Here is a 19384-nt window from a genome sequence, read left to right as displayed (position 1 = left end):
CTTCTATGGGGGTTCGTTCGGATGTTCAGGGTTCCTGCGGGTCCCGGAGGGCGGCCAGGATGGCTTCACCCTGCCGGGGGGTGAGCAGTCCGCGGTCAACGGCCCGGGAGGCCGTCGCGGCGGAGAGTGCGGCGTAGGCGGCGCGGAGGTCCTCCGCGCCTGCCTGGGCAAGGGCGCGGGTATGTGCGGATACGGTGCCGACGTCGCCCCGGGCCACCGGGCCGGTGAGGGCACCCTCGCCGGAGGCCAGCGCGTTTTCCAGCGACGCGCGCATGAGCGGCCCCAGGAGCCGGTCCGGATGTTCGACGCCGAGGCCTGCCAGCAGCTGCGTGGACTGAGAGGCCAGGGTGACCAGGTGGTTGGAGGCATGGGCGAGGGCCGCGTGGTAGAGCACGCGGTCCGCTTCGTCGATGACCACCGGTTCGGCACCCATCTCCACCACGAGTGCCTGGGCGATCGGCAGGACGGCGGCGGGGGCGCTGATGCCGAAGGAACAGTCCGCCAGACGGGTCAGGTCCAGGCTCATCCCGGTGAAGGTCATGGCCGGGTGCAGTGCCAGGGGAATGGCGCCCGCTGCCCGCGCCGGGGCAAGGATTTCCGTGCCGAACCGCCCGGAGGTGTGGGCTACCAACTGTCCCGCCTGCCAGGCGCCGGTTTTCGCCAGTCCGGAGACCAGCGGGCCCAGGGCATCGTCCGGAACGGCGAGCAGGACGAGTTCGGAGCGTTCCACGATGTCCGGAATCTCAAGGATCGGCACTCCGGGAAGCAGGTTTTCCGCCCGTTCGCGGCTGGCGTCGGACACCGCGGAAACCCCGACGACGGCGTGCTCGGCCGCGCGCAGGGCAGCACCGAGGACGGCACCGACCCGGCCGGCACCGATGACGCCGACTCCCAGCCGGCCGCGGCGCCGGCGTTCTTCGACGCTGGCTGAATCAGCGGTGTTCATGGGGAGGCTCCTCCTTGGAGACGGGTAGCGGCATCACCGGGGTGGGCGGCGGGTTGGCAGGGGTGGGCGACGGGCTGTCAGAGCTGGACGGCGGATTGGCAGAGGTGGGCGGCGGGGCGGTCGGCATCGGGGCCGGGGCGGCAGGCGCGGACTTCGCCAGGGACGGACCGGTTCCGCGCAGCCACTGTTCCGGGAGGTCCCGGCGGCGGGCGGTCCGGGCGCGCAGCGCCTGCTCGTGGAGCAGCTGCCGAGCGGTGTCCGCATCGATTTCCACCACTCGAGGGGAAACCGGGCCGGGTGTGGAGTGCAGGACCAGGTCTGCCAGGCGCAGGCGGCGGGCCACCGGGCCCTGCTCCAGGGCAAGGGACTGGGTCCTGCTGTGCGGAACCACCTGAAGCGACCGCCACAGGAATCCGTGCCGGGACAGGATCGCCGTCTCCGTGACGAGGTAGCCGTTCCGGCGCCGGGAAAGCGGGGACAGCCAGCGGGCACGCCGCGGTGAGACGGTGAAGCCCGCTGCCGGGCCGGTCCCGTTCATCCCTGCGGTGAACACTCCCACCGGATCCTCGGTACCGGGATCCGGGACAACCAGGGCCAGCATCTGCAGGACCTCTTCCGGGGTACCCGCGGGCAGCAGCCGGGTGCGCGCGGAGGATTCACTGTCGGCGCCGACTCCATACCCTGCAACGTTCACGGAGATCGAATACCAGCCGGTGATCCGCCACAGCGGCGGCTGCCGCACGGCCAGGGCCTGGATCCGGCCCGGCGGTACCGTCTGCGTGCGGGTGTCCAGCAGTCCGGAGCGGATGCGGATACCTTCCCGTGACACGGAGGCACGGAAGTTGAAGCCGGAACTGAACAGGCCCCAGTACGCACTGCCGAAACCGAAAATGATCGGGACCATGGCCGCAATGGAGGCGGCCTCGCCCGTGAGCGCCGTCAGGACAATTACTCCCGCAACGGCCAGGATCAGGAAGACGGTGGTCCCGGACAGCAGGACGGAGGCAATCACGCGTCCGGCCGACAGTGCCAGCACCTGCCGTTCTCCAGGCACTGTTGCCTCGCCGGCACCGTTGCCGCCGTCGGACTGTTTTTCGTCGAGGCCGGAGGCGTCCTCGAGGATCCGCGCCCGCAGCTGCTGTGCATCCGGCAGCCGAAGGAAAGCCAGGCGCACTGCCGACTCACCGGCGTCGGCTACCTCAAAGCGCAGTTCGGCCAGCCCGAAGATCCGTGCGAGCAGGGGTTGGACAATGTCGATGGCCTGCACCCGGTCCAGCCGTGCCTGGCGTTGGCGGCGCACCACCACACCCGAACGCACGCGGATGTGGTCATGGGTCAGCTGGTAGCGGGTAACCCACCAGGAGAGGAAGAAAGAGCCGGCGATCACCACCAGGGCGATCCCCAGGGCCAGTACCGTCCAGAACAGTGCCGTACCGGCGGGCAGGTCCATGCGGCCGTCGGTAAACCACGACTCAACCTGGTCCCTGCCCACGAAATAGGCGAGGGCGGCCAAGGCTATCCAACCGCGGACCAGCGGGGAAACCGGGTGCACCCTTTTCCACTCGGGTTCCGTCTCGATAACCGAATCGATGCCGGCGGTTTCGGGGTCCTTGCCCGGCCCCCGGGCGGCGCCGGCGGTCACAGCCCGGCCAGCTGCGCTTCGCCGCGGGCGGACAAATGCTCCCGCAGGCGGGCACCCTCGTCAGCCGGCAGTCCGGCAATGCCGGCGTTGGTGCCCGGGGCGGCGGTATGGAGTTTCAGCGTGCACAGCCCGAAGGCCCGTTCCAGGGGTCCCACTGCCACGTCCACGTACTGCATCCGGCCATAGGGAACCACCAGGGTGCGCTGGAAGAAGATGCCCCGTCGAAGCAGCAGGTCCTCGTTGCGTTCGGCGTAACCGAGGGCACGGACCTGGCGGGGAAGCAGGATCCCGCGCCACAGCAGGGTTACGGCAAAGAAGATGGGCAGCCCCCACGCCAGCCACGCCGGGTATCCGGGCCAGATTCCGGTGAGGCGCAGCACCAGCGGAAGGCCGGTCACCACCAGCGTGATTACAGTTTCAATGCCCCAGCTCAGCAGCCTCAGCCGCAGGTACTTCGGTGAGACGCGCTGCCACTGCACTGCTGCGGGGTCGATTGCCTCGCTAGGCATATTCTCCTCCATCCCCCGCTCCATCTCCGGAGCCGCCTCCTGGGCCGGGCTCGGACCCGGTGCCGTCCTTGTCCACAGGGGGCAGCTTACAGAACCGCTCGACGGTAAGCCCCGTGGCAATCATCAGGATCCCGCCTACGCTGACGGCGAGGGAGGACCAGGTGCCGGCGTGACCCGGCCGCAGCGACCACAGGGGCAGCTGGGTGAGGAAGATGGCGGCATGCCAGCCGAGCAGCAGGGCGCCGGCGTAGGCGAGTGCCTGCGCCAGGACAACGGTGCGGGCGGCGGCAATGGGGTCCAGCTCCCGGTCCCGCCGGCCGTTGCGCCAACTGCGCACCCGCAGCCCGAGGAAGAGGGTGGCGCCGGTCACCAAGATGATGGCCACCAACGCCACCGAGCTCAGCACGGGTGCGGGATAGCCGTTTTCCGACAGGAAGTAGTTCGCCGTCCAGCCCACAACGCCGGCAGCGAGGCCGATGACGGCCAGCCACCGATATTGGATGCTGCTCACGGGCTCATTCTCCTTCGAAGACTTCGAGTCCGGGGAGGTCCTCGGCACGGGCGGCCAGCTCGGCCACGGGCACTGAGTCCAGCCGGGCGTCGGGTTCCATCCAGGCCCAGGGCTGCAGGACAAAGGCCCTCACGGCGGCACGGGGGTGCGGAATGGTGAGGTCCTCATCGTCCAGCCGCAGGTCCCCGTACGTGATGATGTCGACGTCGAGGGTCCGCGGGCCCCAGCGGACAATGCGTTCGCGGTGGTGGCGTGCCTCGACGGCCTGGCAGTGCGCGAGCAGGGCGTGCGGTTCGAGTTCGGTTTCGATCGCCACCACGAGGTTGAGGTAGTCGGGCTGTTCAGGGCCGCCGACCGGACGTGTGCGGACCACGGGGGATACGGCGCTCAGCCCTACCTGCGGATGGTCGGCCAGGTCCGCTACCGCCGTGGAGAGGGTGTCCCGGCTTTCGCCGAGGTTGCTTCCAAGGGCAAGGACGCAATGGACCGCAGTCATGCGCGCTCCCGGTGGACGGTCACCGCGACGTCGCCGAATTCCACCGTGATCGGCGCCTTCGGCTTATGCACCGTGACCTCAACTGCGGCAAGGACGGAGAAGGAAGCCAAGACGGCGTCCGCAATCCGGCCCGCCAGCGCCTCGATCAGGTTCAGCGGTTCCCCGGTGATGATCTGCACTACGCGTTCGGCAACCTCGCCGTAATGCGCCGTCAGGGTCAGGTCATCCGTGGCCGCTGCCGGCCGCAGATCGGCAAACAGGACCAGATCCACAACGAAGGGCTGGCCGTCCCGCCGCTCGTGGGGGAAGACACCGTGGAAACCGGTGGCAGTGATGCCGCTCAGCGTGATCCGGTCCCGTGTTCCGGGGGCCGTTCCGGAAACTCCGGTGCTCAGCATCCGGCTACCCTTTCCATGCCGCGGCGACTTTTACGGCATCAAGGCTGGCCGGCACGTTGTGCACGCGCACGGCCCAGACGCCGGCGGACGCCGCCAGCGCAGTCACCGCGACCGTAGCGTTGTCGCGTTCCAGCGGCTGGGCCGCCTTCCCGTAGCTGGTGAGCAGCGAGCCAAGGAAACGCTTGCGGGATGCACCGATAAGGACGCGGTGGCCCAAGGCGTTGAGACGGTCGATTCCGCGCAGCAACTGCCAGTTGTGTTCGCCGTCCTTGGAGAAGCCCAGTCCGGGGTCGAGGATGATCTGTTCGGGGGCCGCACCGGCGGCGTAGAACCGGTCACGGACCTTCAGCATTTCCGCTGCCACCTCTTCGACCACATCGGCGTAGCTGGCGTTGGGGTCATTGCTGCGGACGTTGCCGCGGCTGTGCATAAGGATGTACGAGACCCCCGTACGGGCAACAAGCCCGGGCATCCCGGGATCGGTTTCGGTGCCGGACACGTCATTGATGATCGCGGCGCCGGCCTCAATCGCCTTTTCCGCCGTGGCCGCATTCATGGTGTCGATGCTGACGAGGGCTCCTGCACGGACCAGGGCCTCGACCACGGGCAGAACCCGCTCCTGCTCCGCTTCCGGGGAGACGCGGACGGAATCCGGCCGGGTGGATTCACCGCCGACGTCGATGATGTCGGCGCCTTCGTAGTGCATCTTCAGCCCCGCACGGATTGCCGCGTCGGTATCGGCGAATTGCCCGCCGTCGCTGAAGGAATCCGGCGTGACGTTGAGGACACCCATAACCAGGGTGCGGTCAGTGGGAAGGTCGGAAAGCCTGCGCGCCTTGCGGGTGGGCCGCAGTACGGGCAACGGAGAGGTTGCCGGTCCTGTGCCGGGTGCGGCAGCGAGTGAATCCATGGTGGTCCTATCGTCCTAGTATCAGGCTCATTGCTTCGGCCCGGGTTGCGGTCTCGCGCAGTTGGCCGCGCACCGCCGAGGTCACGGTCTTGGCGCCTGGCTTGCGCACCCCGCGCATCGACATGCACAGGTGCTCGCATTCAATAACCACTATGGCACCGCGGGGGGAAAGATTGGTCATCAGTGCGTCCACGATCTGGGTGGTCAACCGCTCCTGGACCTGGGGCCGCCGGGCGTAGATGTCTACCAGCCGGGCGAGCTTCGACAGGCCGGTCACCTTGCCCTCATGGGAGGGGATGTAGCCGATGTGCGCGGTGCCGTGGAACGGCACCAGATGGTGCTCGCAGGTGGAATAAAAGGGAATGTCCTTGACCAGGACCATTTCTTCGTGGTCCAGGTCAAAAGTGGTTGCCAGCAGGTCCGAGGGGCTCTGGTGCAGGCCGCTGAAGATCTCGGTATAGGACTTGGCCACCCGGCTGGGGGTTTCCCTTAAACCGTCGCGGTCCGGGTCCTCCCCGATCGCGAGGAGGATCTCCCGGACCGCCCGTTCAATCCTTGGCTGATCCACCGGGGAATCCGCTGCCGCTTCGGCGGTCAGTAGTTCATCATCGAAATCCGTCACTGGTCGATCCTATCGCGCCGGTACTTCGTTCCCCGGCTATGCCGGGCGGCCCCGCAGGGCCGCCCGGACCTACGCCTCGGGGGGCGTGCTGCCGTTGCTTCCGCTCCGGCCGGGATGGCTGCCGTTCCCGCTGCCCTTGGGCAGGCCATTGCTGGACACATCGAAGTCCTGCGGCAGGTCGGCGTCGGCAATCTGGTCCTGCGGAGCAACCGAGGCCGGATCCGGGGCACCGATTTCCTTGGCCTGGCGCCGTTCCTTCTGCGAGACCACCGGCGGCATGCTGTGGACGGGGCGAGTGGGCTTGGACAGCCAGACCTCGCGGACATCGCGCTTGCGCACATCGGAGAAGACCTCGGCGATCTCCGCCTGGTTCAGGGTTTCCCGCTCCAGCAGCTCCAACGCGAGCCGGTCGAGGACGTCGCGGTTCTCGGTGAGGATCTGGTACGCCTCGTCATGCGCGTTGTCCAGCAGGCGCCGAACCTCCTCGTCAACCACATAGGCCACCTGGTCGGAGTAGTTGCGTTCCTGGCCCATGTCCCGGCCCAGGAACGGCTCTCCGCCGCCGGAGCCGAGCTTGACCGAACCGATCCGCTCGCTCATGCCGTACTGGGTGACCATCTTCCGGGCCGTGGACGTGGCCTTTTCGATGTCGTTGGAGGCCCCGGTGGAGGGATCGTGGAAGACGATCTCTTCGGCGACGCGGCCGCCCATTGCGTAGGCGAGCTGGTCCAGGAGCTCGTTGCGCGTGATCGAGTACTTGTCGTCCTGCGGCAGGACCATGGTGTAGCCGAGTGCCCGGCCGCGCGGCAGGATGGTCACCTTGGTGACCGGGTCCGTGTTCCGCAGTGCCGCAGCCACCAGGGCGTGTCCGCCTTCGTGATAGGCGGTGATCTTGCGTTCCAGTTCCTTCATCACGCGGCTGCGCTTCTGCGGGCCGGCGATCACGCGGTCGATGGCCTCGTCCAGTGCGCGGTCGTCAATGAGGTCCGCATTGGAGCGGGCGGTCAGCAGCGCCGCTTCGTTGAGCACGTTGGCCAGGTCCGCACCGGTGAAGCCCGGCGTCTTGCGGGCAACGGTTTCGAGATCCACGCCGGGAGCCATCGGCTTGCCCTTGGCATGGACCTGCAGGATGTGCAGGCGGCCCTGCATGTCGGGTGCCTCGACGCCGATCTGGCGGTCGAAGCGGCCCGGACGCAGCAGTGCCGGGTCCAGGACGTCGGGCCGGTTGGTGGCAGCGATCAGGATGACGTTGGTGTTGCCGTCAAAACCGTCCATTTCCACCAGCAGCTGGTTCAGCGTCTGCTCGCGTTCGTCGTTTCCGCCGCCAACGCCGGCGCCGCGGTGGCGGCCGACGGCGTCGATCTCGTCCACGAAGATGATGGCAGGGGCGTTGGACTTGGCCTGCTCGAAGAGGTCGCGGACGCGGGAGGCACCCACACCTACGAACATTTCAACGAAGTCCGAGCCGGAGATCGAGTAGAACGGCACACCGGCCTCGCCGGCGACGGCACGGGCCAGCAGGGTCTTGCCGGTGCCGGGAGGGCCGTAAAGCAGCACGCCCTTGGGGATCTTTGCGCCCACGGCCTGGAACTTGCCCGGATCCTGCAGGAATTCCTTGATCTCGTGGAGCTCCTCGACGGCTTCGTCGGCGCCCGCGACGTCGTCGAAGGTTACCTGGGGCATGTCCTTGTTGGTCAGCTTGGCCTTGGACTTGCCGAACTTCATGACCTGGGAGCCGCCGCCCTGCATGCGGGACATCAGGAACCAGAAAATCAGGCCGATGATGATGAACGGCAGGAACAATCCGAGGAAGCTGGTGAACCAGTTGGTCTGCACCGGCTGGTCCGTGTAGTTTGCGCCGGAATCGTTGACCGCCTGGACTATTTCCTCGCCGCGCGCAGTGCTGAAGTAGAACTGGACGTCAGTGACGCCCTTGTCATCAACGCCGCTGTCATTCAATGTCAGGTCGACCCGCTGCTCGCCGTCATAGATCTTCGCCTGCGAGACTTTGTCCTGGTCGAGAAGCTCTATGCCTTCCTTGGTGTCCACTTGCGTGGCCCTGGTGGCAGTAAGGCTCGGCACAAGGATCAAAAGAGCGGCCAATGCCAGCGCGATCCAAATGACCGGCCCCTTGAAGAAGTTCTTGGATTTCATTCGTCGTCAGGGCTAATGCCCCGTCCCTCCTGGTCAACAACGCTGGTATGCGCGGAATTTACCTACTAGCTATACACCGTCCCTCAGAAGAACACGGTCAGGGGAAGGGATTAGTTCCCTCAGGGCGTAGAGCGTTGCATCCGTGACGGTCCCTTGTCGGGGACGGGGAGGAACGGGGCCGGAAACCGTTATTCGTAAACGTGCGGCGCGAGGGTGCCGATGAAGTCCAGGTTGCGGTACCGCTCTGCAAAGTCCAGGCCGAAACCGACCACGAACTCGTTTGGGATTTCATAACCGACATACTTAACGTCGATTTCCACCTTGGCTGCCTCCGGCTTGCGCAGCAGGGTGCAGATTTCCACGCTGGCCGGTCCGCGGGATTCCAGGTTGGTGCGCAGCCAGGAGAGCGTGAGGCCGGAGTCGATGATGTCCTCGACAATCAGCACGTGCTTGCCGAGCAGGTCCGTCTCAAGGTCCTTGAGGATGCGCACGACGCCGGAGGACTGCGTGCCGGAGCCGTAGGAGGACACTGCCATCCAGTCCATGGTGACGTGGCTGTGCAGGGCGCGGGAGAGGTCAGCCATAACCATCACGGCTCCCTTGAGCACGCCAACCAGCAGGACGTCGCGGCCGGCGTAGTCGCGGTCAATTTCGGCCGCCAGTTCATTGATCCGGGTTTGGATCTGTTCCTTGGTGTAGAGAACGTGCTTGAGATCTGACTGGACGTCGTGTGAATCCACGAATGACTCCCGGGTGCGAGGTGTTGCAGCTTTGGATTTTAGGTGCTGCTCTTTTTCCTAAACACAAGATTGCCATAGCTTGAGCCGCCGTGGTGAACCGTTTTAGCGCGCGGCTGGCGGTAGACACTGACTTTCCCCACCAGCTGGACGGGTCCCGCCGACCCGGTTCGCCGCAGCAGCGACTGGACCGCCGCGAGGCGCTCGTAGCTCGGCTGCGCACCGCCGAGTTCGAGCGCGGCGAGGGCCAATACGCGCTGGCGGACGGCAGGGGCAAGGTTCCGCAGCTGCTCTTCGGGCAGCAGCAGCTCCCCGGAATCCGGGACGTCACCGGCCGGACCGGCGACGCGCAGCTCCGCAAAGGCCTGCGCCGCGACGGCGTCCAGATAGTCGGCGTCGGCGGAGAGGATACGTGAGGAACGGAACAGGGCTTCGGCGATGCCGGGGCCCAGCTTTTCTTCCAGGAACGGCAGCACTTCGGTACGGACCCGGGACCGGGCGTACGCGGGATCCCGGTTGCTGGGATCGTGCCAGGGGTCCAGCCCGGCATGCTCGCAGATCTCGACCGTCTGTTCGCGGCGCAGGCCCAGGAAGGGCCGCAGGTATTTTCCGCGTACAGCGGGCATGCCGGCCAGGGACCGGGTGCCGGAACCGCGCATCAGGCCCAGCAGCACCTGCTCGGCCTGGTCGTCAAGGGTATGGCCAAGCAGGACGGCGTCGGCGTCCAGTTCCTCCACTGCGGCGTCCAGGGCGGCATAACGGACCGTGCGTGCCGCCGCTTCGGGCCCCATGCCGGAGGCCGGCACTTCCACTTTCCGCACGAGGACGGGTTCCAGGCCCATCCCTTCCAGCTTGCCCCGCGCAGAGGCGGCCACGTCTGCACTGCCCGGCTGCAGGGAGTGATCAACGACGACGGCGCCCACCCGGTAGTCCCCCCGCCGGGAGAAGAACGAGGCGGCCAGCGCCAGGGCAAGGGAGTCGGGCCCGCCGCTGCAGGCCACCAGGATCAGCGGCGGACGGTCTCCGCCCGGGGCCAGGCCGGCGTCGCGCAGGGTGTCACGGATGCTGTTCCGGGCATCCCCCAGCGTCGGAAGGAGCCGTTTGCGCACCCGCGGCACGGGCCGGGCGGCGGCATGTGCCGCGGTGTCCGCTGTGGAGGCGGTGTGGTTGGAGTTGTTGGAGTCGTTGGAGTTTTCGTCGAGCACGTGCGGTTACAGTCCCATCCGGGCAATCCATAGGTCTGCGGAGTGGATCTCCGCTTCGGTCGGGAGGTTTTCGGGGCGCTCCCACACCCGGTTGAAGCCTTCCATGCCCACCCGGTCGGTGACGGCGCGGACAAAGCGCGCGCCGTCGCTGTACTGGCGCATCTTGGCATCCAACCCCATGATCTGGCGGAAGAAGCGGTCAATCCAGGTGCGCTTGGCGCCGCGGTTGTTGAACCGCTGCCGGATGGTCTTGACGCTGGGCACGATGCTCGCATCCACGGCGTCCATCACCACGTTCGCGTGGCCTTCCAGAAGCGACATCACGGCCGTCAGGTGCGAGAGGCGTTCCTTGTCCTCCGGATCCTGCAGCAGGGAGAGCAGGTCCACGGACTTGTGCGGCACGCCGTCGGCGTCCACGCCGCCCTTGGGAGCTGCCAGCGCCTTCACGGCGGAGCCCAGCCGCTCGGAAATGGTCTGCGCCTTGTCCATCATGCCGTTGGAGAGCTGGCTGATCTGCTCCAGCATGTGCCCGCGCAGCCAGGGAGCGGCCGCGAACTGCACCCGGTGCGTCTGCTCGTGCAGGCAGACCCAGAGGCGGAAGTCCGCGGGTTCCACGTTCAGTTCGCGTTCCAGCGTGACGATGTTCGGGGCCACCAGCAGCAGCCGCCCGCCGGGTTTGCCGACACCGCCCAGCGCGGCGAAGGGATCGTACTGGCCCAGGACCTTGCTCGAGAGGAAGGCGAGGATAGTGCCCAGCTGCGCACCGGTCATGGTTCCGCCCAGTGCGGTGTTGGCGGCGGCCAGCTGTTCCGGCCGGGTTTCGGCCAGGTGCTGCAGGGCCGGGCCCATCAGCACCGAGAAGCTCTGCGAGTTGGCGCGGGCCCAGGATGCCCGGTCCACAATCAGCACGTCCGAATCCCGCAGGTCCCGGGCGGCGTCCAGGCCGGTGATGCGGTGGACGTGCGCAACGGAGGCGTCGGCGGCGGCCCGCAGGTCCGCCACGGCGTCACGGATCTCGCGGGCGGACATCTTCGGTCCGGGCGCCACCATGGCCGCAGCGGTGGAAGCGGCCAGGTCCCAGTTCACCAGGGACGGCGCCCCGCCGGCAGACGGGTGGGCGTCGGTATTTTGCCCTGCAGGGGCGGAAGGCGCGGGGACGGGGGTCGGACGGCTTCGCTCGTTGCTCTCCATTGCTCCATTCGACCACATTGGCTTCCGGCGCCACACCACCTCGGGGGAAGGAACCGTCCTTGTTTCGTCAGCGGCAGCCGCATCCGGCCAGCACCGCGGCGGCGGAATCCACCGCGTCCCGTGCCTGCTGGGTGTTTCCGTCCAGGCCGCTGGCTATGAAGGTGAAGGCCAGGACCCTGCCGTCGGCGTCGGCGGCGTACCCGGTCAGCGCGGTGACCGCCAGCAGGGTTCCCGTCTTGGCCCGCACAATTCCCGCCGCTCCGGAATCGGCGGTCTCGTCATACCGCCCGGCCAGCGTTCCGCTCAGGGCCGCAACGGGCAGCCCGCCCGCCACCGCGCGCAAATCGGGGTCGGTGGTGGTGAGGAGGATCCGCATCAGCGAGTTCAACTGCGAGGCGGACACTGAGGTTTCACCGGACAGGCCGCTGGTATCCCCGAGCACCATTGCTCCGGTGTCCACGCCAAGGGCGGTCACTTCGGCGACAACGGTTTCGATTCCCCCGGCAAAGGATGCCTCCCGGTCCGTCGCAGCGGCGCTGAGCCGGGCCAGTACCTCCGCCAGGTAGTTGTCCGAGTTCAGCAGCATGTAGTCGACCTGTTCGGCCAGCGGTGCGGAACGGACCTCGGCGAGGGCAACAGCACCTGCCGGAGCGGCGCCGCGTTCAACAGACAGCTCGACGTCGATGCCCTTGGGTGCCAGGGCGGCAGCCAGCGCGGCGCGGTAGGACTCACCGGCGGACAGGGCGGCGTCGTCGACGCGGGGCCCAGGCCCGGTGCCCTCCTCTGCCCACGCCGAGCTCACCGCAAGGGAATGGATCGGGGCGATCTCCCCGGCCGCGACGTCGGCTTCCCCCCACGCGTCCGAGAGCGCCGGGCCGGTGAACAGCGAATCATCCACCAGCACCTTCACTGGGCCTGCGGTTTCCTTGTCGGAAAGCGCCGCGGCGGTCTTTTCGGCCAGGGTGGCCAGCCCGGCGTGGCCCGCCACGGAATCGGGGTCCGACTCTCCAGCGGTGAGCAGCACATCGCCGCCTCCGCGCAGGACCACCGTGCCGGGGTCCTCTCCCGGCAGTGCGATGGTGGGAAAGCGTGTCCCGCCGTCCATCGCGGACAGCGCCGCGGCGGCAGTCAGGACCTTGAGGCTTGAGGCGGGGGCCAGCCCGGCGGCGCCGTCGCGCTCATAAAGCACCGTGCCGGTGAGCACGTCCTGCACCACGGCGGAGAAGGTGCCGCTGCCGTCCACGGCCAGTTCTGCGTCCAGCAGGCGCCCCAGCTGCTCCGCATCCGGCATCGGGTCCGACGCCTTCGGAGCAGACACCAGCGCCCTGTCCGTGAGCTTCACGGGTGCCTGCTGGTAGCGCGGAACCACCTCGGCGCGCTGCAGCCGCGGTTCGGTCAGGGACTGGGCAACCGGCGGGAGGGCATAGCAGGCCAGCGGAACCAGCAGCACTGCGAAGGCCAGGGCCAGCAGAGTGCCGGAGAACATCCGAGACATGTCCCACCGACTCTTTCTTTTCCGCGGGCTTACCCGGCCCGTTCCGGCCCTGCACACGTTCTGTGCACAGGACATATATCTTTAAGACTAGACCGACGCCGGCACCCGCCCCCATCTTTCCGGTCGCGGGGCATGCCGGCGCATGATCGCCAGCCAAATCTTTCCAGTGGTTCCTCCGCGGGCCACGCCAGTGAGGAGTCGCAATGTCCGAAACGCCCATGACGCTCGACGTCACCATCGAGATCCCCAAGGGATCCCGGGTCAAGTACGAAATTGACCACGAAACCCACCGCCTCCGCCTGGACCGGGTCCTGTTCACGTCCATGGCCTACCCCACCCACTACGGGTACTTCGAGAACACCCTCGGTGAGGACGGCGATCCCCTGGACGCGCTGGTAATGCTGCAGGACTTCGACCTGATGCCCGGCGTCCTGGTGGAATCCCGCCCCATCGGCGTGTTCAACATGGTTGATGACGGCGGCGGAGACGCCAAGGTTCTCTGCGTTCCCGTGGACCCGCGCTTCAACCACATCCAGGACCTCTCGGACGTCTCCGACTTCCTGCTCGACGAGATCAAGCACTTCTTCACGAAGTACAAGGACCTCGAGCCGGGCAAGTGGGTTGAAGCCGCTGACTGGGCCGGCCGCGAAGACGCCGAAGCCGAGGTCAGGGCCTCCCTGGAGCGCTTCAAGGCACACGGCGAAGGCCACGAAGAGGACGAGGCCCAGGGCCGCGACGTCGACGCCAACCCCGTCAACAACTAGTTCTTCCTACCGGCCCTGCCGGTACGACGGCGGCTGCGCCCTTCGCGGGGGCGGCCGCCGTCGGCGTTTAACCCGGCAATGTCAGTTGCCGCGTGCCTTGCGCCGTGCCCAGGCGCGCAGGTCTCCCGCGTGGGTCCTGGCCGGGACAACCGCCACCAGTACGGCTGCCGCAAGGACAATCCAGCTGGACGTCAGCCATGCCGCCCACGCGCCCAGGAGGACAACGCCCGCTCCGAACAGCAGGCGAAGCAGCGGGCGGCGATCCGGGCTGGGCGCTTGGTCTTGGCTGGTCATGCGCCCGACTCTACCGCTAGGGCGCGCCACAACCGGATTCGGTTGTTTTCCCCGGAAATCTGACATGCTGATGCCATGCATTTTGTGCTGACCATCAACCAGCGGGACTCCCGCGAGGTCGGGGACCTGGTTCCGGGCCTGATCCGCTCCCTTCGGCATCTGCCTGCTGCCGTTCCCTTCCAGCGCACCGTCGGCGACGAAGCCCAGGGGGTGCTGACGGATGCAGCCACCGCGGTGGAAGCCGCGCTGACAGCGGTCCGGCAGCGCCGCTGGCATGTAGGGGTGGGTGTCGGCGAGCTCCAGGTTCCCCTGCCCGAGGATCTGATGGACGCACGGGGCTTCGGACTGGTCTACTCGCGGCGTGCCGTGGAGCGTGCCCAGCGCGCCGGCGACCGTGTGCCGCTGGCGGTGGAGGGGCCGGATGCGGAGCTGGCGGCGGAGGCGGAAGCCGTGCTGCGCCTGCTGGGCCTGATTGTGGCCGCCCGGTCCGAGGCCGAGTGGAAGGTGCTGGACCTCATGACCCCGGGAGCGCGCGGGCAGCAGAAATTCGTAGCCCAGGAGCTGGGGATCACCGCGCAGGCCGTGAGCAAGGCGGTGGTCCGGTCCCACTGGAGTGAAGAATGGGCCACCCGTCCGGCCGCCGCGCGGCTGCTGGGACTGGTCTACGGCCCGGCGTCGCTTCCGCCGGCCGCGCTCCCCTACCGGGCGTGAGCTAGGACTCGTCCAGCACGCTGGACAGCACGCTCGCCGCACCGTCCTCGTAGACCGTGCCGGTGACCTCGGAGGCTGCTGCCAGGACCTCGTCCGGCGCCTGCCCCATGGCCACTCCGCGGGCGGCCCAGTCCAGCATCTCAATGTCGTTGCGGCCGTCGCCCAGGGCAATGGTCAGCGTCGGATCGACCTCCAGCCGGCGGCGGACCAGTTCCAGCGCGCTGGCCTTGGTGACACCGGACGCGGCGATATCCAGCCAGGCAGTCCAGCCCACCGAGTACGTCACGCCGTGCAGGCCGATCGCCTCCACCGCTTCGCCGAATTCCTCCGCGGTGCTGTCGGTGCTGAAGACCACCACGCGTACGGCCTGTGCCTCCAGCATCGATTCGAAGTCCACGGCGAGGGCTTCGGCGCCGAAGCTGGCGTCCTGGAATCGCTCGGTGGACAGGAAGCGCCCTTCAGCGTCCTCCAGGGCGAACTTTGCAGTTGGAAGCTTCGCCCGCAGCGCGGCCAGTGCCGGTTTCGGGTCGAAGACCACACGGTCCATTACTTCGTAGCCGTCTTCGAGGGAGGGGTCCAGGCGCAGGGTCACGGCACCGTTGGAGCACACGCAGTATCCCCGGGTCAGGCCCAGGAGTTCGAGGATGGGCAACGCGGCCCCGTAAGACCTGCCGGTGGCCACCACCAGGTGGTGCCCTGCCGCCAGGGCCTTTCGTGCGGCCCCGCGCACGCCCGGGGACATGTGCCCGTCGTGGTCCACGAGGGTTCCGTCTACGTCGAGGGCCACCAGGTGCCGCTTGTCAGGGGTTCGCTGGTCTTCGATGCCAGCGGTACTCAAAGTTGTCATCGTTTTATCTAAGCAGATGGGTAAGGAAGGCGGCTAGGACAGCCGACACAGGACGTACCGCCGGACGGCGGTTGCGTGCCTGGGCAAAAGACGGCGGGACCGAAGGGCAGTGCCCATCGGTCCCGCCGGCTTGGGAAGGAGCTAGAGGACCGGAAGGACTTCCAGGCCGCCCAGGTACGGCTGAAGCGCAGCCGGGACATTAACCGAGCCGTCCGGGTTCTGGTGGTGTTCCAGGATGGCGACGATCCATCGGGTGGTGGCCAGCGTTCCGTTCAGGGTGGCGACCGCGCGGGTGCCCTTGCCCTCGGCCTGGCGTTCGCGGATGTTCAGGCGCCGGGCCTGGAAGGTGGTGCAGTTGGAGGTGGACGTCAGCTCGCGGTAGGCATTCTGGGTGGGAACCCAGGCCTCGCAGTCGAACTTCCGCGCCGCCGACATGCCCAGATCGCCGGCCGCCGTGTCGATGACCCGGTAGGGCAGTTCGACCTTGGCCAGCATTTCCTCTTCCCACGCCAGCAGCCGGCGGTGCTCTTCCGCCGCGTCCTCCGGCCGGGTGTAGACAAACATTTCCACCTTGTTGAACTGGTGGACGCGGATGATGCCGCGGGTGTCCTTGCCGTGCGAACCGGCTTCGCGGCGGTAGCAGGAGGACCAGCCGGCGTAGCGGACCGGTCCGCCGTCCAGCTCAAGGATTTCGTCGGCGTGGTAGCCGGCCAGCGGCACCTCTGACGTGCCCACCAGGTACAGGTCGTCTTCGGCCAGGCGGTAGATCTCGGCGTCGTGCGCCACGTCGAAACCGGTGCCCTGCATCGTCTCGGGGCGGACCAGGGTGGGGGTGATCATCGGGACGAATCCGGCCTTCACCGCCTGGTCCATGGCCATGTTCAGCAGTGCCAGTTCCAGGCGGGCACCGACGCCGCGCAGGAAGTAGAAACGGGAGCCGGAGACCTTGGCGCCGCGTTCCATGTCGATGGCGCCGAGCAGCTCGCCGATTTCCAGGTGGTCGCGGGGCTTGAAGCCCTCGGCCTCAAAGTCGCGGGGGTTGCCGACGGTCTTGAGGACCTCGAAATCGTCCTCGCCTCCGGTGGGAACGCCGTCGGACACCAGGTTGGGGATCCGGCGCAGCAGCGCATCGGACTCCGCCTGGATGGCGTCGGCTTCGGCGCCGGCGGCCTTCACCGCGGCAGCCAGTTCCTTCACCTCGGCCAAGAGGGCCTGCTTCTCTTCGCCCTTCGCGGCGGCGACGCGCTTGCCGAAGGCGTTCTGCTCGGCACGCAGGGTCTCGTAGCGGGTCCGGGCGTCGCGGCGGGAAGCGTCAGCGGAAATGATCGCGTCCACAAGGCTCTCGTCGGCCAGCCGGGCGCGCTGCGAGGCTCGGAATTTTTCGGGGTTTTCGCGGAGCTCATTTACATCGATCACGTCTCAAGAGTACCCAAAACCCGCCCGGCCTTGGCTTTGCGGGGCGGCGGCTATTCTGGGAGGCATCATGCCCGTTGAAATTACCCTCCTCCTTGTCCTCATCGCCGCCCTGTTGGCCTCCGCCGCAACCTGGGCCATTGCCGGCACCCGAAGCAGGAGGCAGGCGGCAGCGGACGCGGCGGTGTTCGCCCCGCGCGGAGCGGCCCACCAGCGGGTGGCGATGGTCGTCAACCCGATCAAGGCGCTTGCTGCAGACGCCGAGAAGCTGCTGAGGGCTTCCTGCGAGCTGGCGGGCTGGGATCCGCCGCTGATCCTGGAAACCACCGTGGACAGCCCGGGCTATCTCCAGGCGCTGCAGGCGCTGGAGTCCGGGGCCGACGTCGTCCTCGCCGCGGGCGGCGACGGCACCATCCGCGAAGTCTCCCGCGCGGTGGCGCATTCCGGTGCAGCGTTGGGCCTGATCCCGCTGGGCACCGGCAACCTGCTGGCACGGAACCTGGATATCTCGGTGGCGGACCTGGCGGGAAACATCCGTAACGCCCTGCACGGGGACGTGCGGCGGATCGACATGGCGGACATTGTGCTCGAAGATGCCTCCACCGGCGGGCGTTCCCACAACGCGTTCCTGGTGATGGGCGGGATCGGCCTGGATGCCCAGGTGATCGCCGCTACCCGGGATGAACTCAAGAAGCGGGTGGGCTGGCTGGCCTACAGCGAAGCCGGCGTCCGGCTGCTGCCGGGGAGGCGCACGCGGATGACCGTCAGCCTGGACGACGGTCCGGCGCAGTCACAGAACGTGCACAGCGTGCTGGTGGCCAATACCGGACGCCTGCCCGCCGGCATCGATTTCATTCCCGACGCCGTGGTGGATGACGGACTGCTGGACGTCGTCATCATCAGCCCGCGCAGCGTCCTGGGCTGGGCCTGGGTGGCAGGCAAAGTGATGACGCGCTACCCCAAGGACCTGCCGGTGATCCGCCACCACCGGGTCCGGAAAGTCACGGTGACCGTCGCGGAACCCACGCAGACCCAGCTCGACGGCGACCTGACCGGTCCGGCCACCACCATCGCGGTGGAGGTGGATGCCGGCGCCCTGCTGGTCCGGGTGCCGCCCTCGCCCGTCCTGCCGCCGGAGGCATAAAAACGGCGCCGCACCGGTGGGTGCAGCGCCGTTTCGGGGGAAGGCGTTACTTGCCGTCCTGGGTGCCCTCGGAGTCGGTGTAACCGCCTTCGCGGCCCTTGTCCGTCCTGGCACCGTCTTTGTCGGTGTACTCGCCTTCGTCCTCGCTGGGGGAGGACTGCTCGCGGATCAGTGCCTCTTCCTCGGCAAAGCGGATGTCGTTGCCCTGGTCGCCGACATCGCCGCGGTAGTTATCGTCATTGGTGGAAACACCGCTGGGCTTCGGGTCCTTGAGCTGCTCTTGTTCGTTCGGGTACTCGCTCATGCCGGCACCTTCCTTCTTGGGGTGGTTGACCAGTGCGCCAATACTGCGCGCGCCTTCCATCAGCATACTTATTGCCGGTCCCGGCGGAAACCCGGTTAATTCTCGAGCATGTTCCGGGTTGCGGTCTCCGAGGCGGAGAACCCCGTCACGGGGATGACCTGGCCGTCGAAGAAACGGTCCACCACCCGGGGATCAATGTAGGACTTGCGGGCGATTGCCGGGGTGTTGCCCAGGTGCTCCGCCACGTCGCGTGCAGTTGCTGCCACGGCCTTCCGCTTCGCCCGGTTGGTAGCGGCTGCCGGCGCCATCCGGGCCAGGGACATGGCCGCCACCACCGTGGCCTGCCAGGTGCGGAAGTCCTTGGCGCTGAATTCTCCGCCCGTGACCTCCCTCAGGAAGGCATTGAGCTGGGCGGCATCGACGCTGTGCCAGGCGCCGTCCGCGCCGAGGTAGGCCAGGGCCGTGTCCGCGTCCGGGCGGCGGAGCATCGGTTCGAGGGCCGCCGCGAGGTCGGCGTCCTTGATGGAGGTGTGCCACTCCTGGCCGCTCTTGCCGGGGAAGTCGAAACGCACTTCGGTTCCGTCCAGCCGCACGTGCTCGATCCGCAGGGTGGTGGTGCCGTAGGACCCGTTGGCGTCCGCGTACCGGGTGCCGCCCACGCGCAGCGCGCCGGCGTCGACAATCCGCAGGGCTGCGGCCAGGGCGCGTTCCGAGCCGCAGCCTTCGGCGCGCAGGTGCTTGGTGATCAGGCGGCGGGCCGCCGGAAGGGACTGGGCGAACGCGAGGGCGCGGTCGAATTTTTCCCGGTCCTTCATTTCACGCCACTGCGGGTGGTACATGTACTGCTTACGTCCGGCGGCGTCGGTTCCCGTCGCCTGGATGTGGCCGTTGGCGTACGGGCTGATCCAGACATCCGTCCAGGCCGGCGGAATGGCCAGCGAGCGGATCCGCGCCACGACCGTGCGGTCGGTGATGACGTTTCCGCGGACATCCCGGTAACTGAATCCCTTGCCCCAGCGCCGGCGGGAGTAGCCGGGATGTTCGCAGTTGCTTCGCCGCAGTCGGCCCATGGTGCGTCCCTTTCACCCGCC

The 19384-nt window shown here is 67.7% G+C and carries 21 protein-coding genes; 3 read left to right on the top strand and 18 right to left on the bottom strand.

The features are described from left to right. Positions 1-25 precede the first annotated feature (25 nt). From NNX34_RS06115 to dacB, 13 genes are all read right to left on the bottom strand, one after another. Positions 26-946, bottom strand: a complete 921-nt coding sequence (locus NNX34_RS06115; RefSeq protein WP_255765595.1) for a Rossmann-like and DUF2520 domain-containing protein — start codon at positions 944-946, stop codon at positions 26-28. Further along, entirely contained in the window at positions 933-2588 is a 1656-nt protein-coding gene (locus NNX34_RS06110; protein ID WP_255765594.1) for a PH domain-containing protein, read from the bottom strand. Before NNX34_RS06110 ends, NNX34_RS06115 begins: the two co-directional genes overlap by 14 nt. Then, positions 2585-3097: a PH domain-containing protein gene (locus NNX34_RS06105; protein WP_255765593.1), complete on the bottom strand. Its 513-nt coding sequence runs from the start codon at positions 3095-3097 to the stop codon at positions 2585-2587. The genes NNX34_RS06110 and NNX34_RS06105 overlap by 4 nt, the downstream gene beginning before the upstream one ends. Next, a complete protein-coding gene (locus NNX34_RS06100) occupies positions 3090-3608 on the bottom strand; it encodes a DUF3180 domain-containing protein (RefSeq protein ID WP_255765592.1) in 519 nt (172 codons plus the stop codon). Before NNX34_RS06100 ends, NNX34_RS06105 begins: the two co-directional genes overlap by 8 nt. Before the next feature lie 4 nt (positions 3609-3612). Further along, a complete protein-coding gene (folK, locus tag NNX34_RS06095; protein ID WP_255765591.1) occupies positions 3613-4104 on the bottom strand; it encodes a 2-amino-4-hydroxy-6-hydroxymethyldihydropteridine diphosphokinase in 492 nt (163 codons plus the stop codon). Further along, positions 4101-4502 (bottom strand): dihydroneopterin aldolase, encoded by a 402-nt coding sequence (gene folB, locus NNX34_RS06090; protein ID WP_255765590.1) that lies wholly within the window; start codon positions 4500-4502, stop codon positions 4101-4103. The genes folK and folB overlap by 4 nt, the downstream gene beginning before the upstream one ends. 4 nt (positions 4503-4506) lie before the next feature. Next, positions 4507-5412 (bottom strand): dihydropteroate synthase, encoded by a 906-nt coding sequence (gene folP / locus NNX34_RS06085; RefSeq protein ID WP_255765589.1) that lies wholly within the window; start codon positions 5410-5412, stop codon positions 4507-4509. A 7-nt stretch (positions 5413-5419) separates the two neighbouring features. Next, positions 5420-6034 (bottom strand): GTP cyclohydrolase I FolE, encoded by a 615-nt coding sequence (folE, locus tag NNX34_RS06080; RefSeq protein ID WP_255765588.1) that lies wholly within the window; start codon positions 6032-6034, stop codon positions 5420-5422. A 69-nt stretch (positions 6035-6103) separates the two neighbouring features. Then, positions 6104-8188, bottom strand: a complete 2085-nt coding sequence (gene ftsH, locus NNX34_RS06075) for an ATP-dependent zinc metalloprotease FtsH (protein ID WP_255765587.1) — start codon at positions 8186-8188, stop codon at positions 6104-6106. A 188-nt stretch (positions 8189-8376) separates the two neighbouring features. Continuing rightward, positions 8377-8928 (bottom strand): hypoxanthine phosphoribosyltransferase, encoded by a 552-nt coding sequence (hpt, locus tag NNX34_RS06070; RefSeq protein WP_255765586.1) that lies wholly within the window; start codon positions 8926-8928, stop codon positions 8377-8379. A gap of 38 nt (positions 8929-8966) precedes the next feature. Beyond that, on the bottom strand, positions 8967-10130 hold the full coding sequence (gene tilS, locus NNX34_RS06065; RefSeq protein ID WP_370647230.1) for a tRNA lysidine(34) synthetase TilS: 1164 nt from the start codon (positions 10128-10130) through the stop codon (positions 8967-8969). Positions 10131-10136: 6 nt separating this feature from the next. Further along, a complete protein-coding gene (locus NNX34_RS06060) occupies positions 10137-11321 on the bottom strand; it encodes a zinc-dependent metalloprotease (RefSeq protein ID WP_255765585.1) in 1185 nt (394 codons plus the stop codon). Between the two features lie 67 nt (positions 11322-11388). Further along, the gene (dacB, locus tag NNX34_RS06055) at positions 11389-12816 is read right to left on the bottom strand and encodes a D-alanyl-D-alanine carboxypeptidase/D-alanyl-D-alanine-endopeptidase (protein WP_255765584.1); all 1428 of its coding nucleotides are present in this window, start codon (positions 12814-12816) and stop codon (positions 11389-11391) included. Between the two features lie 218 nt (positions 12817-13034). Here dacB and NNX34_RS06050 point away from each other — a divergent pair, with 218 nt between their 5' ends. Continuing rightward, positions 13035-13580: an inorganic diphosphatase gene (locus tag NNX34_RS06050; RefSeq protein WP_255765746.1), complete on the top strand. Its 546-nt coding sequence runs from the start codon at positions 13035-13037 to the stop codon at positions 13578-13580. An 81-nt stretch (positions 13581-13661) separates the two neighbouring features. On the opposite strand, the gene NNX34_RS06045 is transcribed toward NNX34_RS06050, so the two are convergent. Then, on the bottom strand, positions 13662-13874 hold the full coding sequence (locus tag NNX34_RS06045; RefSeq protein ID WP_255765583.1) for a hypothetical protein: 213 nt from the start codon (positions 13872-13874) through the stop codon (positions 13662-13664). A 75-nt stretch (positions 13875-13949) separates the two neighbouring features. Here NNX34_RS06045 and NNX34_RS06040 point away from each other — a divergent pair, with 75 nt between their 5' ends. Then, entirely contained in the window at positions 13950-14585 is a 636-nt protein-coding gene (locus tag NNX34_RS06040) for a hypothetical protein (RefSeq protein ID WP_255765582.1), read from the top strand. 1 nt (position 14586) lies between these two features. Here NNX34_RS06040 and NNX34_RS06035 read toward each other — a convergent pair whose 3' ends face one another. Beyond that, the gene (locus tag NNX34_RS06035; RefSeq protein ID WP_255765581.1) at positions 14587-15432 is read right to left on the bottom strand and encodes an HAD family hydrolase; all 846 of its coding nucleotides are present in this window, start codon (positions 15430-15432) and stop codon (positions 14587-14589) included. 141 nt (positions 15433-15573) lie between these two features. Beyond that, positions 15574-16848, bottom strand: coding sequence for a serine--tRNA ligase (gene serS / locus NNX34_RS06030; RefSeq protein WP_255765580.1), 1275 nt, complete (start codon positions 16846-16848; stop codon positions 15574-15576). Between the two features lie 67 nt (positions 16849-16915). Between serS and NNX34_RS06025 the strand changes: the two genes are divergently transcribed. Further along, positions 16916-17989 (top strand): diacylglycerol kinase family protein, encoded by a 1074-nt coding sequence (locus tag NNX34_RS06025; RefSeq protein ID WP_255765579.1) that lies wholly within the window; start codon positions 16916-16918, stop codon positions 17987-17989. A 46-nt stretch (positions 17990-18035) separates the two neighbouring features. Here the strand turns inward: NNX34_RS06025 and NNX34_RS06020 are convergent, their stop codons facing one another. Beyond that, positions 18036-18353 carry a hypothetical protein gene (locus NNX34_RS06020; RefSeq protein ID WP_255765578.1) on the bottom strand — a complete coding sequence of 106 codons (318 nt, stop codon included), beginning with the start codon at positions 18351-18353 and terminating at the stop codon, positions 18036-18038. A 35-nt stretch (positions 18354-18388) separates the two neighbouring features. Next, positions 18389-19363 carry a DNA topoisomerase IB gene (locus NNX34_RS06015; RefSeq protein ID WP_255765577.1) on the bottom strand — a complete coding sequence of 325 codons (975 nt, stop codon included), beginning with the start codon at positions 19361-19363 and terminating at the stop codon, positions 18389-18391. Positions 19364-19384 lie beyond the last annotated feature (21 nt).

The organism is Arthrobacter sp. zg-Y1116 (assembly GCF_024385485.1).
Classification (GTDB): Bacteria; Actinomycetota; Actinomycetes; order Actinomycetales; family Micrococcaceae; genus Arthrobacter_B.
Note: the sequence above shows the minus strand (reverse complement) of the source record. Positions and strands in the feature narration are given on the sequence as shown.

Coding starts and splice junctions, on each gene's coding strand:
- NNX34_RS06035 (WP_255765581.1), bottom strand. CDS start 15,432: ATGACAACTTTGAGTACCGCTGGCATCGAAGACCAGCGAACCCCTGAC.
- folB (WP_255765590.1), bottom strand. CDS start 4,502: ATGCTGAGCACCGGAGTTTCCGGAACGGCCCCCGGAACACGGGACCGG.
- folP (WP_255765589.1), bottom strand. CDS start 5,412: ATGGATTCACTCGCTGCCGCACCCGGCACAGGACCGGCAACCTCTCCG.
- ftsH (WP_255765587.1), bottom strand. CDS start 8,188: ATGAAATCCAAGAACTTCTTCAAGGGGCCGGTCATTTGGATCGCGCTG.
- NNX34_RS06015 (WP_255765577.1), bottom strand. CDS start 19,363: ATGGGCCGACTGCGGCGAAGCAACTGCGAACATCCCGGCTACTCCCGC.
- NNX34_RS06115 (WP_255765595.1), bottom strand. CDS start 946: ATGAACACCGCTGATTCAGCCAGCGTCGAAGAACGCCGGCGCCGCGGC.
- NNX34_RS06025 (WP_255765579.1), top strand. CDS start 16,916: ATGCCCGTTGAAATTACCCTCCTCCTTGTCCTCATCGCCGCCCTGTTG.
- NNX34_RS06020 (WP_255765578.1), bottom strand. CDS start 18,353: ATGGAAGGCGCGCGCAGTATTGGCGCACTGGTCAACCACCCCAAGAAG.
- NNX34_RS06060 (WP_255765585.1), bottom strand. CDS start 11,321: ATGGAGAGCAACGAGCGAAGCCGTCCGACCCCCGTCCCCGCGCCTTCC.
- dacB (WP_255765584.1), bottom strand. CDS start 12,816: ATGTCTCGGATGTTCTCCGGCACTCTGCTGGCCCTGGCCTTCGCAGTG.
- NNX34_RS06040 (WP_255765582.1), top strand. CDS start 13,950: ATGCATTTTGTGCTGACCATCAACCAGCGGGACTCCCGCGAGGTCGGG.
- folK (WP_255765591.1), bottom strand. CDS start 4,104: ATGACTGCGGTCCATTGCGTCCTTGCCCTTGGAAGCAACCTCGGCGAA.
- NNX34_RS06050 (WP_255765746.1), top strand. CDS start 13,035: ATGACGCTCGACGTCACCATCGAGATCCCCAAGGGATCCCGGGTCAAG.
- NNX34_RS06105 (WP_255765593.1), bottom strand. CDS start 3,097: ATGCCTAGCGAGGCAATCGACCCCGCAGCAGTGCAGTGGCAGCGCGTC.
- NNX34_RS06045 (WP_255765583.1), bottom strand. CDS start 13,874: ATGACCAGCCAAGACCAAGCGCCCAGCCCGGATCGCCGCCCGCTGCTT.